The 16111-nt window shown below is 71.7% G+C and carries 18 protein-coding genes and 1 pseudogene; 5 read left to right on the forward strand and 14 right to left on the reverse strand.

Annotated features, from left to right (window positions below):
• The 3 genes from NFU81_RS00935 to NFU81_RS00945 form a co-directional block, all read right to left on the reverse strand.
• Entirely contained in the window at nucleotides 1-747 is a 747-nt protein-coding gene (locus tag NFU81_RS00935; protein ID WP_251484087.1) for an MFS transporter, read from the reverse strand.
• Nucleotides 633-1046, reverse strand: a complete 414-nt coding sequence (locus NFU81_RS00940) for a hypothetical protein (protein WP_251483751.1) — start codon at nucleotides 1044-1046, stop codon at nucleotides 633-635. Before NFU81_RS00940 ends, NFU81_RS00935 begins: the two co-directional genes overlap by 115 nt.
• A gap of 68 nt (nucleotides 1047-1114) precedes the next feature.
• Nucleotides 1115-1867 (reverse strand): SDR family NAD(P)-dependent oxidoreductase, encoded by a 753-nt coding sequence (locus tag NFU81_RS00945; protein ID WP_251483754.1) that lies wholly within the window; start codon nucleotides 1865-1867, stop codon nucleotides 1115-1117.
• A gap of 412 nt (nucleotides 1868-2279) precedes the next feature.
• Here NFU81_RS00945 and NFU81_RS00950 point away from each other — a divergent pair, with 412 nt between their 5' ends.
• Nucleotides 2280-3080, forward strand: a complete 801-nt coding sequence (locus NFU81_RS00950; protein WP_251483757.1) for an SDR family NAD(P)-dependent oxidoreductase — start codon at nucleotides 2280-2282, stop codon at nucleotides 3078-3080.
• 118 nt (nucleotides 3081-3198) lie between these two features.
• On the opposite strand, the gene NFU81_RS00955 is transcribed toward NFU81_RS00950, so the two are convergent.
• The 6 genes from NFU81_RS00955 to NFU81_RS00980 all read right to left on the reverse strand — a co-directional run bounded on the left by NFU81_RS00955 (nucleotide 3199) and on the right by NFU81_RS00980 (nucleotide 7515).
• The gene (locus NFU81_RS00955) at nucleotides 3199-3552 is read right to left on the reverse strand and encodes a hypothetical protein (RefSeq protein ID WP_251483764.1); all 354 of its coding nucleotides are present in this window, start codon (nucleotides 3550-3552) and stop codon (nucleotides 3199-3201) included.
• A gap of 322 nt (nucleotides 3553-3874) precedes the next feature.
• Nucleotides 3875-4408, reverse strand: a complete 534-nt coding sequence (locus NFU81_RS00960) for a hypothetical protein (RefSeq protein WP_251483768.1) — start codon at nucleotides 4406-4408, stop codon at nucleotides 3875-3877.
• Between the two features lie 16 nt (nucleotides 4409-4424).
• Nucleotides 4425-4994 (reverse strand): matrixin family metalloprotease, encoded by a 570-nt coding sequence (locus NFU81_RS00965; RefSeq protein ID WP_251483769.1) that lies wholly within the window; start codon nucleotides 4992-4994, stop codon nucleotides 4425-4427.
• A 173-nt stretch (nucleotides 4995-5167) separates the two neighbouring features.
• Nucleotides 5168-5380 (reverse strand): hypothetical protein, encoded by a 213-nt coding sequence (locus NFU81_RS00970; protein WP_251483771.1) that lies wholly within the window; start codon nucleotides 5378-5380, stop codon nucleotides 5168-5170.
• Complete coding sequence (locus tag NFU81_RS00975; RefSeq protein ID WP_251484088.1) at nucleotides 5377-5886, reverse strand: carboxymuconolactone decarboxylase family protein; 510 nt, start codon at nucleotides 5884-5886, stop codon at nucleotides 5377-5379. The genes NFU81_RS00970 and NFU81_RS00975 overlap by 4 nt, the downstream gene beginning before the upstream one ends.
• A gap of 63 nt (nucleotides 5887-5949) precedes the next feature.
• On the reverse strand, nucleotides 5950-7515 hold the full coding sequence (locus tag NFU81_RS00980) for an alpha/beta fold hydrolase (protein ID WP_251483772.1): 1566 nt from the start codon (nucleotides 7513-7515) through the stop codon (nucleotides 5950-5952).
• A gap of 131 nt (nucleotides 7516-7646) precedes the next feature.
• Between NFU81_RS00980 and NFU81_RS00985 the strand changes: the two genes are divergently transcribed.
• Nucleotides 7647-8351, forward strand: a complete 705-nt coding sequence (locus NFU81_RS00985; RefSeq protein WP_251483773.1) for a TetR/AcrR family transcriptional regulator — start codon at nucleotides 7647-7649, stop codon at nucleotides 8349-8351.
• Nucleotides 8352-8407: 56 nt separating this feature from the next.
• Here the strand turns inward: NFU81_RS00985 and NFU81_RS00990 are convergent, their stop codons facing one another.
• Nucleotides 8408-8968: a nitroreductase family protein gene (locus NFU81_RS00990; RefSeq protein ID WP_251483774.1), complete on the reverse strand. Its 561-nt coding sequence runs from the start codon at nucleotides 8966-8968 to the stop codon at nucleotides 8408-8410.
• Nucleotides 8969-9203: 235 nt separating this feature from the next.
• Here NFU81_RS00990 and NFU81_RS00995 point away from each other — a divergent pair, with 235 nt between their 5' ends.
• A complete protein-coding gene (locus tag NFU81_RS00995) occupies nucleotides 9204-10604 on the forward strand; it encodes a hypothetical protein (protein WP_251483775.1) in 1401 nt (466 codons plus the stop codon).
• Between the two features lie 210 nt (nucleotides 10605-10814).
• Here NFU81_RS00995 and NFU81_RS01000 read toward each other — a convergent pair whose 3' ends face one another.
• Nucleotides 10815-11903, reverse strand: coding sequence for a Gfo/Idh/MocA family protein (locus NFU81_RS01000; protein WP_251483776.1), 1089 nt, complete (start codon nucleotides 11901-11903; stop codon nucleotides 10815-10817).
• Nucleotides 11888-12545 (reverse strand): annotated as a pseudogene (locus NFU81_RS01005) (ThuA domain-containing protein). Before NFU81_RS01005 ends, NFU81_RS01000 begins: the two are co-directional and overlap by 16 nt.
• A 188-nt stretch (nucleotides 12546-12733) precedes the next feature.
• Here NFU81_RS01005 and NFU81_RS01010 point away from each other — a divergent pair.
• Nucleotides 12734-13735, forward strand: coding sequence for a LacI family DNA-binding transcriptional regulator (locus NFU81_RS01010; protein WP_251483777.1), 1002 nt, complete (start codon nucleotides 12734-12736; stop codon nucleotides 13733-13735).
• Nucleotides 13736-13973: 238 nt separating this feature from the next.
• On the opposite strand, the gene NFU81_RS01015 is transcribed toward NFU81_RS01010, so the two are convergent.
• Together NFU81_RS01015 and NFU81_RS40715 are read right to left on the reverse strand one after the other, a co-directional pair.
• Entirely contained in the window at nucleotides 13974-14954 is a 981-nt protein-coding gene (locus NFU81_RS01015; RefSeq protein WP_251483778.1) for an alpha/beta hydrolase, read from the reverse strand.
• The gene (locus tag NFU81_RS40715; RefSeq protein ID WP_274037418.1) at nucleotides 14921-15055 is read right to left on the reverse strand and encodes a hypothetical protein; all 135 of its coding nucleotides are present in this window, start codon (nucleotides 15053-15055) and stop codon (nucleotides 14921-14923) included. The genes NFU81_RS01015 and NFU81_RS40715 overlap by 34 nt, the downstream gene beginning before the upstream one ends.
• Before the next feature lie 199 nt (nucleotides 15056-15254).
• Between NFU81_RS40715 and NFU81_RS01020 the strand changes: the two genes are divergently transcribed.
• Complete coding sequence (locus tag NFU81_RS01020; RefSeq protein ID WP_308208256.1) at nucleotides 15255-16094, forward strand: aminoglycoside phosphotransferase family protein; 840 nt, start codon at nucleotides 15255-15257, stop codon at nucleotides 16092-16094.
• The last annotated feature ends 17 nt before the right edge of the window (nucleotides 16095-16111 follow it).

Raw genomic sequence — 16111 nt, forward strand, 5'->3', positions numbered from 1 at the left:
TCAGCCGGCGGCTTCAGGCAGTTCGGCCGGCGGCTGTTCCCGGGATGCGGGAGGGAGGTTGCCGCCATGGGTTTCCGGCCCGGCGGCGTGCCTGCCGCGGACGGCGGCCAGGGTGAGCCCGACCAGGAGTACGCCGATCGCGAGCAGGACCCAGACGACGGTGTGCAGTCCGTGGTCGGTGGCCCGCCGGCCGAAGGCCAGGCTGATCAGACCCGAGGAGAGGATTGCTCCGAGATAGGTGAAGGTGCGCATCAGTCCCGCGGCCACGCCGATGCTCTCGGGCGGGGCCTGGCGGTAGAGGGCGGCCTGGTTGCCGAGCATGCCCAGCCCCGAGGTGATGCCGAAGACCATGATGACCAGGACCAGGATCCACACCGGGGTGGTGTGGGTGAAGACCAGCAGCCCGGCCGAACCGGTGAGCGCTGCCGCGGCGGTGGCCAGCAGGGGGACGGCGAGGCTCTCGCGGCGGGCGAAGGGTATCGAGACCAGCGCGGCCAGTACGGACATGGGCAGCATCACCAGGCCGACGCCCGTCGTGGACAGCCCGCGCCCCTCCTGCAGCCACTGTGACACCCCGTAGAAGATGCTGTAGATCAGCAGGAAGGTCACCGACACGCGGATGTAGGTGGCCGTCAGGGCACGGTTGCGGACCAGCATGCGCACATCGATGAAGGGGGCGCCGACGTGGCTTTCCCACCCGACGAGGACCCAGTGGGCGTGGTGAAGGTCGTTGAGGACGAACAGCAGGCAGGTGATCGCGCCGCCGAACAACGCGATGCATCGCCGAAGCCGACACCGCCGTCCACCACCAGCGGCAGCGACGAGCGCCGCCGGACGGCGGCCGCGGCGGACGCGAGTTCGCCGACCGTCAGCAGCGCCTCGGATATCGCCAGCGAGTAGCCCAGGCCTCCGCCGCCCAGGTAGCCGCCGTCGAAGCCGAGTTGTTCGCACAGCCGGGCGGTCAGGGCGTCGGGGACGTAGGGGATCATCAGCGGACCCCCGGCCTCCACGCGGCGCCGGAACTCCCGACGGTTGAGATCACTCATGCCGTATCCCTGTTCTCCGGTTCGGCCGGGCCGGGCGCCGCGTCGAGCGGCTGCAGGCCCGGGAAGGATCAGATGAAGATCGTGCCGCCGTCTGCGACGAGGACCTGGCCGGTGATTTCACGGGCCTGGTCGCCGAGGAGGAAGGCGATCGTCGACGCCACCCCTTCAGTGCTGGTGCGGCCCGGCAGGCAGCGGTCCTCGTCGGTCTCGCCGAGCCGGTCGGAGGGGAACTGGCCCAGCCGAGCCTGCTCGCGCACGCCCTCCGTCGCCATGAGGCCGGGGCCCACCGCGTTGACGCGGACGCCGAACGGCCCGAACGCCTTGGCGAAGGACCGGGTCAGGCCGACGACCCCGCCCTTCGACGCGGCGTAGTCCGCGCCCGAGGCGATGCCCTTGAAGAACGTCAGGCTCGTCAGGTTGACGATCGAGCCGCCCCGCCCGTGCCGGCGCATCGACTCACCCGCGGCCCGTGCGCACAGGAAGCTGCCGGTGAGGTTGACGTCGATCGTCCTGCGCCAGGTCTGCGGGTCCAACTCGTCCCACGGGGACAGCGGGAAGACGGCCGCGTTGTTCACCAGGCCGTCCAGCCCGCCGGCCTGCTCCACCTCGGCGAACAGGGCGTCCACGGACTCCTCCGACGCGACGTCCAGGACGACCCTGCGCGCCACCTGCAAGCTGTCCGGCACCGGACGCACGTCCGCGGCCCACACCTCCCACCCCTGCTCGGCCAGCAGCTGGGCGAGCGTGAATCCCAGGCCTTGCGCGGCCCCCGTCACCACGGCGCGGCGCTGGATCAGGGCCGGGGAGTCAGAAGAACTCATGATGTGTTTCCACCAATCTCATTCATGTCGTTACTGGTCGATCGGGACCCGCGCCCTCCCCGCGAGGTCGCTGTGGACGCGGTCCGGGGGGCCACCAGGTCCGTGGCCGGGGTCCGCGGCTGCGGCACAGCCCTCGGGGGCGAGCGGTTCACAGGGCTTCACCGCGCACTGCTCTGCGCGTTGCTCTGCGCATGCGGGGCGGACGCGGCGCCCGTGGCCACGGGTCGGCCGAGCCGGCCTCGCGGCAGACCATGCAGGCAACCTACGCAGGTTGCCTACCTTTTCTGCCCGGCCTCCGGTGGCCCGCGGGTGCTGCCGCGCGGTGCTTAGTCTACAGGTGTAGACTTTGGGACCGGAGGCCGTTCCGCCGTGTCAGAAGGACGCGGGGCCGGTACTTGAAGGGAAGCAGCACATGAATCTCGATCTCCTCGGCAAGCGCGCGTTGATCACCGGCTCGAGTGCCGGACTCGGCGAGGCCACCGCCAGGCTGCTGGCGGCGGAGGGGGCGGCCGTGGTCATCCACGGGCGCAGCAAGGACCGCGTGGAAGCGGTCGCAGCATCGATCCGCGAGGCCGGCGGAACGGCCGACACCGCCCTCGGCGACCTGGCCACCGACGAGGGCGCCGCGGATGTCGCCAGGGCGGCGACCGCGGACGGCGCCGTGGACATCCTCGTCAACAACGCCGGCTTCTACCGCCACGTGTCGTGGGCGGAGGCGACACCGACGGAGTGGAACGACACCTACAACGTCAACGTCGTCTCGGGCGTGCGGATGATCCAGCACCTGGTGCCCGCCATGCGGGGACGCGGCTGGGGCCGGGTCGTGACCATCGGCGGCGGCCTGGCCTCCCAGCCGATGAACACCCACCCCCAGTACAACGCCACCCTGGCCGCCCGGCACAACCTCGCGGTGTCACTCGCCCGCGACCTCAAGGGCACCGGCGTCACGTCGAACGTGGTCTCCCCCGGCGCGATCCTCGTCGACGCGACGCGGGAGCTCGTCACGCAGATCGGACCCGCCCGCGGCTGGGGCCGGACCTGGGACGAGATCCAGCCGAACGCCGTAGAGGCCCTCATCCCCAACGACCAGGAGCGATTCGGTGAACCCGACGAGATCGCGGCAGCGGTGGCGTACCTGTGCAGCACCTACGCCCAGTACGTCAGCGGAGCAACGATCCGCGTGGACGGCGGACTCATCCGATCCGCCTTCTGACGGCCGAACCGTCCCCGCCGCTGACCGGGCCGTCCGACACCGCCGTAGCGGTGTACTCCACCGCCGCCCCGAAGAGTGCCGCACCCGGCGGTGACGGCGAGTTCGTGCGGGCTGGTCGTCACGGGGCGGTGATGTCGAGTCTGATGACGTGCCCCTGGCCGTCCCCGATCGAGGCGGGACCGGCAGGTGCCCGGGCGGGGACGGCGACGCTGAGGACGAACGAGGCGTTGCTGCCGGTCGGGTGTGCGGTCCCCAGCGCGGCCGTCCGGTGGTCCGACGTGGTGAGTGAGAGGTTGACGGGCCCGGCCGAAGTCGGCCGGGCCGCTCCGGAACCGGTGTCGTCGCACGGGCCGCCGTAGTAGTACCAGCCGCGGACGCTGAGGTGCTGACCCGGGCGGACCTCACCGAACGAGGTGGGGGAGTCGGGATCGGGGGGCGAGCGCCTGGTGTCGGAGCGGATGAACGGCGACACGCAGGAGGCCTTCCCCTGACCACCGTCCGACCCCGTGTCTCCGCACGCGACCACCCCGCCGGCCGCCGTCACCGCACACATCAGGAGGGCGGCCGCAGTGCGCGCACGAGGCGGGATCCTGCCGCTCGGGCCGTCAGCCGGCCGCAGCCCCGGGTGTGATGACGCGATGCGTGTGACTGCGCGCATGGGGTCGGTCTCCGTTCCACCGTTCCTGACGAGGCCGTTTCGGCGGGCTATGGATGCTATCGGCTGTCGCCCGACTCCGTGCGGTGTCCTGCGGTCCCCGGCGGGCCGCTGCTCGCCGGGGACCGCAGGACGGCACTCAGCCGACCTGCGCGGTCAGTGCCGAAAGCGTCAACTGCTGAGGCGGTCCGGCGGGAGTGCCTGCGGGCACCGACACGTTCGCACCGTTCACGACGTACTTGCCCACCGCGCCCGTGACCACCCATTCACCGTTGTCCGGCGCGGTGTCGAAATGGAAGGGCGTGACGAACAGGACGTACGTCCGACCGGACACCAGCGCAGTGTCGTCGCCGACGAGCACCTGACGGATGCGCAGTGTCGACGACGGTGTCGACCCCTTGAGGGTCTTCACGACGTCGACCGGAGTAACGGTGGCGCTCACACCGGACTTTCCCGCGGCGTCAGCCGGCTCCTGCACGGACTTTCCGGAGGGCCGGGCGATGACGACCGCGGTCGAATCGTTGCTCAGGCTGCCGATATCGGCGTAGTGCTTGGCCAGATTTCCCTCCACGCGGTGCGTGGTACGGGTGTTCGTGGTCGATGACGCGGAACACGCGGCGAGCACGGTGATGCACGCCACGACGGTTGCGATGGAAGCGATTCTCTTCGTCACTGCTGCACTTCCCCGCTCAGTAGATAGCGTTGATGCCGTTGATGTCGTCGCTCTGCGGCGTCACGTGACCGCAGTTGAAGTAGCGGTTACTGCTGGAATACATGATCGGCTGGCCCGAGCAGCTGCTGCTCCCGGCGTGGTCCAGGCCCAGACCGTGCCCCATCTCGTGAACCATCACCTGCACCCGGCCGGTCGAGGAGTAGCCGTTCGTGTACGAGGTGTTCCAGTAGGACAGGCTCTGGGAGAACTTGCCGCTGCTGCAGGTGTAGCTCGTCATGCCGTCGTACCCGGTGTTCCCGTCGTCGTAGGCGGCGATGTCCCATTGGGTACCGCCCGGATAGAGATAGATCGGGCTGGCTGTCGCGGTCCAGTCGTGTGCGGCGGTGGTCACCAACGGGTAGTACGCGCTGGTGGATTTGAGATCGTTCGAGAAGTAGATGTTGGCCGATGACCAGCGACAGCCCTCTTTCACGTAGGCGTGGGCCGCCGGCGCACGTAGTACGACCGTTGCGATCGCCATCACGGCGACCAGGAGGAACAGGGAATACGAACGCGTCGTTCCATGCAGACGCGACAACACCGACATGCTGTCTCCTGAGTGGTCCCATTCATTCTCGGCATTGCGAAGGTATGAGAACCGTAGGATTGGAGTGCCGCGTTCAGTAGGCGAGTTCAGGCCGCAGGACCACAATTTTCCGGCCACTCGGCCGTCGGGCCGGTCACGCGGCGGGGAGGGTGCCTCCCCCGCCGCGCGGTGCCTCAGCCGGGCAGGCCGGCGTGGGTCAGCCGCCGCACGGCTGGGGCGGAGACCACCTGGACCTGGCCGGAGCCGGCGATCCGCACGTGCACGAAACCGCCCTCGATCCGGTAGTCCGCCTCGGCCACGAGCGTCGTGGGATTCCCGTCGGCGCCGATGAGGAAATAGCCGCCGAGGAGTTCGACGCTGCCGTGGTATTCGGTCGGGCCGGTCATGCGGGAACCTCCGGGAAGTCCAGGTCGGGGCGGGCCAGGTGGTTGAAGTAGTTGGACAGCATGTTGAGCGCCACGTGCGCCGTGACCTCACCGAGTTCCTCGTCCGTGACGCCGGCCGCGCGGGCGGCGGCCAACTCGTCGTCACCGATGTCGCCGCGGTCGCGCAGGATCGACCGGGCGATACCGAGAAGGGCCGCGGTGTGCGGGTCGGCGTCGTCGGCGTCCCGGGTGCGGCGCAGTTCCTCCGGCGACATGCCGAGCTTGCCGCCGCGCAGGGTGTGGGCACTGACGCAGTAGGTGCAGTGGTTCTCCTGGGCGACGAGCAGGGCCAGTTGCTCCCTGACCCGGGCGCGCAGTGCGCCGTGGGCCAGCTTGTCGCGCATCGCCAGGTAACCGGCCAGCGCGGCCGGGCTGTTGGCGAGCGCTGCGTACAGGTTGGGCACCCGGCCGAGCTGGCGGCGGGTCTCCTCCAGGAGGCCGCCGGGGTCCTCGGCGAGCTGGGGCATGCGTGGCACTGCTGCTCCTTGTGTACGTGGGTGTCACGGGGGCCGGGGAAGGGGAGCGCCGGGTCAGTACGCCGCGGTGAACCGCTGGTGGACGAACACCGGCTGCTCCACCGCGTCGAGGACGGCGGCGGCGTAGTCGCCGGTGCTGATCCGGCTCCGGCCCTCGGAGTCGGTGAGCGGTGTGTCGCGGGCCTCGGTCCGGTAGCGGCCGGTCTTCGGTCCCGGCTCCAGGTGGACCGGGGGCGGACTGACGTAGGTCCACTTGAGCGGGCTGTCCGAGCCGCGCAGGATGTCCAGCGCCGCCGCCTGGTCGCGGGCGGTCTCGAGGTACGCGGCAGGGAAGTCGGGGGCGTCCACGAAGCGCCGCCCCGGCTCGTACTCCAGGGTGCCTCCGCCGCCGAGGAAGACGAGCCGGTCGACTCCGGCCCGAGGCAGCGCCGTGAGCAGGGCCTGCGCGGTGCGGGGCACCAGGCCGTCCGGTCCCTTGACGGCCACGACGACGGCGTCGTGCCCGGCGACCGCCTGTTCGACCATGGCGGGGTCGGCGGCGTCGAGGTCCTTCGAGGTCAGCGCGGTGACATGGTGGCCGCGGTCGGCGGCCTCGCGGGCGGCGGCGCCGCCGAGATCGCCGGAGGCCCCGATGACCGCGATCCGCAAGGGCGCGACGGCGGCGCCGGCCGGCTGCGGTGCGGGGTTCCGGCCGATCCGGTCCAGGAAGCGGTCCAGCAGGGGTGCGATCTCCGGCAGCCGTTCCTCCAGCGCGAAGTGGCCGGTGTCGAGCAGGTGCAGTTCGGCGTCGGGCAGGTCGCGCAGGTACGCCTCGGCGCCGGCCGGCGGGAAGAAGGCGTCGTTGCGGCCCCACAGGACGAGCGCGGGCGGCCGGTGGGTACGCATCCACTCCTGCCACCGCGGGTACTGCTCGACGTTGGTGTGGTAGTCCAGCGCCAGGTCGATCTGGGCTTCCTTGCGGCCGGGCAGGTCGAGGAAGTGCTGGTCCAGAGTCCAGCCGTCCGGGGCGACGGACGCCGGGTCCGCGGTCCCGCCCTCGTACTGGCCGCGGGTCGCGGCCAGGGTCAGGATCCTCTGCACTTGCTCCCTCGCACCGGGCACGCCGGGCCGGGCGGCGACCATGCCGCGGGCCATCTCGGAGAGGCCCTCGTCGTATGCGTTGGCGTTCTGGACGACCAGGCCGGCCACCGCTTCCGGGCGGCGGGCGGCCAGCCGGAAGCCGACCGGTCCGCCGAAGTCGAAGGCGTACAGCACGAACCGGGTCAGGCCGACGGCGTCGACGAAGCCCTCGACGGTGTCGGCCAGTGCGTCGAAGGAGTACGGGAAGCCGTCCGGCACCTCGGTGTGGCCGAATCCGGGGTAGTCGGGGGCGATGAGGTGGAAGCGCGTGCCCAGGACGTCGAACAGGCGGCGGAACTGGTGCGACCCCGAGGGGAAGCCGTGCAGCAGCAGCAGGGTGGGCCGGTCGCGGGGACCGGCTTCCCGGTAGAACACCCGGACGTCGCCGACCTGGGCGAAGCGGTGGGTGATGCGGGCGACGGCGGGCAGGCCGTGGTCGTGCCGGCCATGGTCGTGCCGGCCGTGGTCATCGTGCTGGGCGTGCTGGTCGTGCCGGCTCAAGGAGCCACCCCCCGTGGAATCACTGCGTGAAGGCCCCCGGCGCGCTCGATACGCGCACTAATCGGAGGAGCCTTGCGTTAACGTGGAGCATGACAGTCGATCCGTCGTTAATGCAAGGGGATTCTCATTTGATGGACGAGGCGAGCCCGCGACCGGACCGCGCGCAGACCGCACCGACGGGCGCCGGCGCCCCGACGTCCGGGGCGCCCCGGCCCGGTACGCAGCGCCCCGGCGGCCGCACCGCCAGGACCCGGGCGGCGGTCTTCGACGCGGCCACCGCGGAACTGGCCGACCACGGCTTCGCCGGTACCGGCATCGAGAAGGTCGCGGCCCGGGCCGGGGTGTCGGCGTCCACGGTCTACCGCCGCTGGGGCACCCTCCAGCGGCTGGTCCATGACCTGGTGCAGGAACTGACCGTCGAGCTGCGGGAACCGGCCACCGGCACCCTGGAAGGCGACCTGGCCGTCGTCGGCGAGGCCATCCTGCACCTGCAGCGCGACCCCGTGCACCGCTCGTGGATGGACGCCATGGTGGCCGCCGCCGTGCACGACCCGGAAACCCGGGCCATGCTCGCCACCGTCATCGGCTCCCGCATCGAGCGGGCCGCCGCGGCGGTGACAGCGGCCGTCGATCGCGGCGAGGCCCCTGCGGACACCGACGCCCACGAGGCCATCCGCATGGTCGCGGCGCCCTTCTACTACCGGATGTACATCAGCGGCGACCCCCTCGACGAGACCCTGCCCCTGCGCGCCGCCCGCATGGTCGCCAACGCCGTCCGCGCCGGCCTGCTCCCGCGCCCCGCACCGGCCCCCGGCCCGGACGACCGGGACGCATGAAGCCGACGGCCCTCACACCTTGCTCACGCTCGCGCTCGATGACCAGGACCCGGCTGCTACTCCGCCGGTGACCAGGGAGCGGAGCGCAGGTCCGCGACGCTGCGCCGGTCGCGGCCCTCGCGGGGCCCGCCGGCCGCCTTGCCCACCGCGACCATGGTGACGATCGCCCAGCCCGGGTCCGGGTCCAGCTCCTTGGTGAGCCCTTCGTGGTCGAAGGCCCGGAACTGGTGCGCGGCCAGTCCCATGGCCTGGGCCTGAAGGGTCATGTGGGCGACGGCCTGTCCCAGGTCGTAGTCGGCGAACTCGGAGTAGAGCAGCGGGGTGTCATCGACGTGCCGGCGCGCCAGCGTGACGACGAGCAGACCCGCGTCCTCGGCCCAGCGGGCCGAGCTCGGCGCGAGGTGGGGGAGCACGCGGTCGTGCTCCGGCTCACCGGGCCTACCGACGAAGAAGCCCCACGGCTGGGAGTTCCCCGCCGACGGTGCCCACCGCGCGGCTTCCAGCAGCAGCCCGAGGGCGTGGTCGCCGACGACCGCCGACGGATCGAACCGGTAGGGGCTGAAGCGCCCGGCCAGCAGCGGGTGTATGCCGCTGGGCGGCTCCTGGGGGTGATGCATTTCCGCTGCAACCGGCGACCGCGAGCGCGTATTCCGGCTGGTGCGAAGGTCTCTCCCGGCGAAATGGCTGTTCGCAACACCGACTTCGCCCTTGTAAGGTCCCCGCGGCAACGGGCGGCGAACGCCGCTGTGTTGAGATCACCGGCATCCGGCATCCGGCATCCCGGGCTGCCGCGGCGGATGGGGAACGAGTGAAGAAACGTGGAGGGCGCTGTCCGCGGGCATCGCTGTCGCCATGCTGGCGCTGCTCGGTGCGAACGGAGGGGCGGCGCAGGCGGCGGGTGACCCCGGTCTCGACCTGAACGACTTCGTGCTGCGGCCGGTGAGCAACGCCTCGTCGCTCCAGTCGACGATCGCCGCACTCAAGCAGGAGCTGCCGTCCGCCGGAGTCAACGAGATCCTGCAGAACGCCCCCAGGACAGGCCAGTTCACACCCCTGGTGTGCAACGAGAACGCCACCGCGGGCACCACTCCCGACCACTTCAACAGCAGCATCTGCTTCGACGACGACGACGCCGGCAAGAACGGGACCCCGGAGTGGGAGCCCCAGGGCGTCACGGGCGTCGCCGACGCGGACCAGGACCAGACATGGGGTGACCCCAGCGGCAGTTGGGACCCGGCGCAGCACAGGCCGGTCATGGTCTCCTGGTACCACATGGACGCAGACGACGCCCCGGACGGCAGCGGCGCGTACACCGAGATCAAGGGCGCCCGGATCAGCATCCTGGACACGGCCACCGGCAAGTACGCGCATGTCCTGCTGGTCTACCCGTTCGTCAACGCCTCGGGCAACGCAAGCTACATGAGCCTGCGGACCTCCGAGCACCTCGGCGCGGCCTCACTGCACGCCGGCGGCATCGTCTGGTACGGCTACAAGCTGTACGTGGCCGACACGGACCGCGGCTTCCGGGTGTTCGACCTGCACGACATCATGGACCTGAAAGCTGCCGGTGCCGACGCCGACCTGACGGACAAGAGCGCGATCGGCCGCCAGAGCGGCACTTTCTACGCCCACGGTTACCAGTACATCCTCCCCGAGAGCGGCGGCTGGACCAACACCGCCTGCGACGACCTGACCAACGCGGCCGGGAAGCCCGAGTGCGACATGCAGGACGGCGCCAAGAAGTGCACGGCGCAGGACATCACGCCGACGACCAGCTTCGCCAGCCTGGACCGCACCGGATCCGTGCGGCACATCATCTCCGGTGAGTTCTGCGCGAAGGCGGACGCCGACGACGCCTTCACGACCGGGCGGGTCGTCCGCTGGCCGATGGAGACCGACGGCGGTGTGCCGCAGACCGACGCGAACGGGTACTGGCGGGCCGACGCGGCCTACCGCATCCCGTACCTGGGCAGCGGCCAAGTCAGCGGGAACATCCAGGGCGCGGCCGTGGTCAACGGCAAGTGGTACCTGAGCCAGAGCAACGGCGACGGATCAGGCGGGACCGCCGACCTGGGCCATTACCTGGTCGCCACCCAGCCCAGCGGCAGTACCGGGACGCTGGCCTACTCGACCAGCCTCAAGCAGGCCATCGGTATCGAGGACCTCTCGGTCTGGCAGCAGACGAACCAGACCCTGCTCTTCACGGTCACCGAGTGGAAGAACCGGCGCATGATCTACTTCATATCCCTCTAGCCGGGCGCTGTCTCGCGGATCTCCGTGGAGGAAGGGGCGGGGTCCGGGGTCCGGCGTCGTCGGCAGGTGACCGTGACCGTGGCCGTCGGCGTGGTGCGGTCGCTGTCCGGCGGCCGGGGCGCCGACGTCGCGCCCTGACGTTGCCGCGGGGTGTGCCCGGCGGGGATTCCGCCGGGCCTTTCCGCTGTCCGCGCGAGGACAGGCCGGCCGCTACTGCTGCAGCCGGCTCAGGGGCACCGGCTCGGGCACCTCGCAGGTCGTGGCGACGTCCCGGCCGGTGCGGCTGCGGCCGGCCGCCAGAACCGTCTGCATGACGTCGAGTACGTGCAGCGCGAGATCCGCCGACGCCCGGTGCGGCCGGCCGGCGGCGAGGTTCACCGCGAGGTCCGCCACGCCCGCGCCGCGCGCGGCACCGGCGTAACCGGCCGACGGCGGCAGCGTCGTCCAGTCGTCGCCGCCGAACCGCCGCACCCGCACGTCGCCGTCGAAGCTGTTGGGGTCGGGGACCGACAGCGACCCCTCGCTGCCGTGCACCTCGATGCGCGGCTGGGCCGAGGCCACCACGTCGAAGCTGGTGACCAGCGTGGTCAGCGCACCGGAGGCATGCACCAGGATGCCTGCCACATGGGTGTCGACCTCCACGTCGAAGACCGTTCCCGCCCGCGGCCCCGAGCCGATCGTGCGGGTCGTACGGGAGCGGCTCGCGGCACCGACCACCCGTCTCACCGGGCCGAGGAGGTGCACCAGCGCGGACAGGTAGTAGGGCCCCATGTCGAGCAGCGGGCCGCCGCCCGGCCGGTAGTAGAACTCCGGGTCGGGGTGCCAGGACTCGTGGCCGGGCGAGACGAAGGCCGCGTTCGCCGCGACGGGCGTGCCGATCAGCCCGCCGGCGATCGCCTGCCGGGCGGTCTGCGTGCCGGTGCCGAGCACCGTGTCAGGGGCGCAGCCGATCCGCAGGCCGCCCGCGTCCGCCAGCACCTTGTCCGCCTGGGCGACGTCCAGCGCCAGCGGCTTCTCGCCGTACACGTGCTTGCCCGCCGCCAGTGCCGCGGCGGCGACTTCGGCATGGGCGGCCGGAATGGTGAGGTTGAGGACGAGGTCGACGTCCGGCGCCGCCATGAGCTCGGCGACCGGGACGGCCCGGGCGCCGGGCACCTCGGCCGCGGCGGCCGCGGCCCGTGCGTGGTCCAGGTCCGCCAGCGCCGTCACCTCGACGTGCGGTATGGAGGCGAAGGTCGACAGGTAGGCCCGGCTGATCGCCCCGAGCCCGACGACCCCGACCTTCAGCGGCTCGCCCATGTCAGCCCCCGCTCCACGACGCTGCGGACAGCGGGTACGTCCAGGTCCTGCGGCTGGTGGCCGACCGTGCACACGAAGATCCTGCCCTCGCCCCACTGCCTGGTCCACACCGCGGGGGACATCACCGGCTCGGCCCACGGGTCGCCCTGCCGCGAGGGCAGGGTGGTGGTCGCCAGCACCTGGTTGTGGCCGTCGGCGAGCACCCAGTACTGCTCGGTGTGCAGGGCGACGGAGGTCAGCCCCGCCACGATCGGGTGAGCCGCGCGCTCGGGGACGACCTCGACGGTGTGGTCGACGAAGCCGCCCGGGTGGCAGGCGAACTGGCCCCCCACCAGGTGCAGGTAGTCGCTGTTGTCGCGGAAGGAGTCGGCGATGCCGCCGTGCCAGCCGGCCAGTCCCGCCGGCCTGCACGGCACCGCGCAGCCCCGCGACCTGTTCCGCGGTGATGGTGCCCATCGTCCAGCACTGGACTATGAGGTCGGTGCCGGCCATCAGATCGGCGTCGGTGTAGACGTCCAGCGAGTCGGAGACCGTCACGCGGAAACCGGACTCCTCCAGGAAGGGCAGGAAGCGGTCGGTGGCTTCGACAGGGGAATGTCCCGGCCAACCGCCACGGACGACCAATGCGTTGCGTGATGTCACGAAGAGATCCTCCGGGAGATCGCGTTCAGGGGTGTCGGGGGCTCGAAAGAGTTGCGCAACTTCAAGGAGCGCCGAATGGCGAGGCGACGTGCGGGATGCCGTGCCGAACCGACTCTGCAGAGCTCCACGGGGAAGACTATCGGACTCCGAAAGTTGCGCAATTATCTGGGCCGGTGCATGGTAAAGAGGTGAAGCGAGCGAAGCTGGCCGATATCGCGGCCGCTGCCGAGGTCACCGTGCCCACCGTCTCCAAGGTCCTGAACGGGCGCAGCGACGTCTCGGAGCAGACCCGTGCCCGGGTGTGGGAGATGCTGGCCGCGGCCGGATACGAGCGCCGCGGCCCGGCGGTGCCCGCAGGGGCGGTGGGGCTGGTCGACCTCGTCATGGACGGCGTCGAGGGATCGTGGGCGACCCGGGTGCTCGGCGGCGCCGAGCAGGCGGCCGCCGAGGCCGGCTGCGACGTCGTGGTGCTCTCGGCCCGCGAGGCGCGGGCCGGCCGGGACTGGGTGGACCGGCTGGTCTCCCGCGGGTCGGCCGGTGCGGTCCTGGCGCTGGTCGACCCGGCGCCCGCCGAGCGGGAACGGCTCGCGGCGGCGGGCGTGGCCCTGGTCGCGCTCGACCCCGGTGTGGAGCCGTCGTCCGGGCTGCCCAGCGTGGGGGCCACCAACTGGGCCGGCGGATACGCGGCCGTGCACCACCTGACCCGGCTCGGCCACACCAGGATCGCGGCGCTCGGCGGCCGTGAGGACCAGATCAACAGCCGTGCGCGGCTCGACGGTTACCGGTCCGCGCTGGCCGCGGCGAACATCCGGGCGCGCAACTCCCTGATCAGGTATTCGGACTGGAGCAACGCAGGCGGCGTCCGGCAGGCCACCGCCCTGCTCAGGCAGCGCGACCGGCCGACCGCCGTCTTCGCCTGCTCGGACCACCTGGCGCGCGCCGTCTACCGGGTCGCAGCCGACCTCGGCCTGGACATCCCCGGCGACCTGAGCGTCGTCGGCTTCGACGACCTGCCCGAGGCCCGCTGGCTGACCCCGGACCTGACGACCGTCCACCAGCCCGTACGGGAGATGGCAGCCGAGGCGGTACGCCTGCTGCTGCGGTTGCGCAACGGGGAGCTGGGCGGAGCCGAGCGCGTCGAACTGTCCACCAGCCTGGTGGTGCGCAACAGCACGGCCCCACCCCGGTGACCGGCGACCCCTGTGCCGCGGGCACTCCCACGAGCCGAGCAGCCGGTCGTACGACCGGCTCAGGTGCTCCCGCATCGCCGCCGCGGCCCCGTCGCCGTCCTTGCCGGCGAGGCAGCGGTGGATGGCCGAGCGGGACCTTCCAGCGGCTGGGGGCATCGCACGACCCGGCGGGCCGGCGCCGGCCGGCGGCCGCCGGGACGACGGGGCGCTGGTAGCCGGCGCCGGGCACCAAGACTGGTCAGCGCCAGCCCTGTTCCGCGAACCACTCCGCGCACCACCGTGCCCACCGGCCCACGTAGGGGTCCTGCGGTGCGAGGCCGAGCCCGTGCTCGCCGTGCGGCAGCACGTGCAACTCCACAGGGACGCCCGCGCGCCGCAGCGCGGTGGCGTAGCGCAGGCTGTGCTCGACGTCCACGGCCCCGTCGTCGGCGGTGTGCCAGCAGAACACCGGGGGCGTCGCCGGGTGCACCGCGTACTCCAGGGACACCGCCCGCCGGTCCGCCAGAGACGGGTCCGGGCCGAGCAGCGCGTCGAGCGAACCCGGAGGGGGCAGATGGGCGAAGGAGACCACCGGGTAGCAGAGCACCGCCAGGTCCGGCCGCTCCCCGCCGTGGGCATGCGGGCCGCCGGCCAGCCAGGCGGCCAGGTGGCCCCCGGCGGAGAAGCCGAGCACACCCACCCGCCTCGGGTCGGCGCCGGGTCCTGCGGCGCCGGCGCGCAGCGCCCGCATGGCGGCGCGCGCGTCGTCCAGCGGGCCGGTGCCGCCCTGGGGCCGGAGCCGGTAGCGCAGCACGGCGGCGTTCAGCCCCAGGCCGCCCAGCCAGTCGGCCACCACCTCGGCCTCATGGGGCGCGTGGCCGCAGTAGCCGCCGCCGGGCAGCACGAGCACCACCGGCGCGGGCTCGGAGGACTCCGGCGCGGGATGCAGGCTGAGCCGGCCGTCGAGCAGTTCGGTCACGAGGTTCGCCTCCTGGGTGCGGATACCGCTCCAACGTACCGGGGTGCAGGCCACGGCCCTTCGGGCGCCCGCCGGCGCGACCCGCGAGGCTTCCGCCGGGCCGGCAGGCCATGTGCCGCTCCCCGCGCCTGAGCCGAACTCCCGGCCAGGGGTCCGGCCCGCGCTCTGGACCCGGAACCCGCCCATCGACCCGTCGCAGCCCGGGTACTGCACGTTGTTGAAGGTGATCAGCAGCCACCGGGTGCCCTTGCCGTCCGGCACCGGGGTGAGCAGCGGCTGGGCGCGGCGGCCAGGTCGAAGGTGGCGGCGGTGTAGCCGGTGACCAGCGCCGAGTGGCCGACGACCACGGCGTGGGGACTCACCTCGCCTCGGGCGAATGTCGGCCCTCGCACGGACGGACTATCGTCATGTCCGGCGCGCGTCACGTGAGCCGTGCTCGCGCGACGGTAGCGGCGGCACGATTGGGGAACGCGGACAGCCATGGCGTCTGACTCTGACCTCGGTTCGGGCGCGGGATTCACGTCGGCAACCGCGGCACGGGTGATGGCCTCCGCCTGCCAGATGGTGGGCTTGGGCGACGCGGGCGCGGAACAACTCCGCTTCGGGGAGAACGCCCTGTACCGGCTCGCCACGGCACCTGTCGTGGTCCGGGTCGCTCGGGGGCCGGCTTACCTGCCCTCCGCTCGGCGTGAGGTGGCCGTGTCCCGCTGGCTCGCAAGTGAAGGCTTCCCCGCGGTCCGAACCATGGACGACATCGAGCAGCCGTTGACGATCGAAGGCCACCCTGTGACCTTCTGGCGCTTGATCGAGGACGCTGGGCAGCCGGCGCCATACGGCGAACTGGGCGCCGTCCTGCGGGATCTGCACTCCCTGACACCTCCCCCTCACCTCGGCCTACCGCCCTTCGATACGTTCGGGCGGTCCGACCGCCGTATCGAGGTGGCCGAGGGGATATCGGAGGATGACCGGGGGTTCCTGCGTAAACGCCGTCTGGAGCTGGCAGACCGACTGGCTGGGCTCGACTTCGACTCCGGCAAGGGGCCCGTGCACGGGGACGCACACACGGACAACCTGATGGTCGATCAGCAGGGCCGGTTGCACCTGATCGACCTGGAGAACTTCTGCCTGGACCATCCCGAGTGGGATCTCGTCGTGTCCGCCCACGAACACGACCGGCTGGGCTGGGTGAGCCGGGACGAGTACGGCGCGTTCGTCGACGGGTACGGCCGGGACCTGCGCGACTGGCCTGGCTTCGGCGTTCTGTCCGCTATCCAGGAGTTCAAGATGACCACCTGGCTCATGCAGAACATCGCAGAGGGACCGCACGTGGCCGAGGAGGTACGAGCACGGCTCGCATCGCTCCGGGACGAGGACGCACAGCGGCACTGGCAGCCCTACTGACGCCTTCCGTTTCGCGG

Source organism: Actinacidiphila cocklensis, assembly GCF_907177275.1.
Classification (GTDB): Bacteria; Actinomycetota; Actinomycetes; order Streptomycetales; family Streptomycetaceae; genus Actinacidiphila; species Actinacidiphila cocklensis.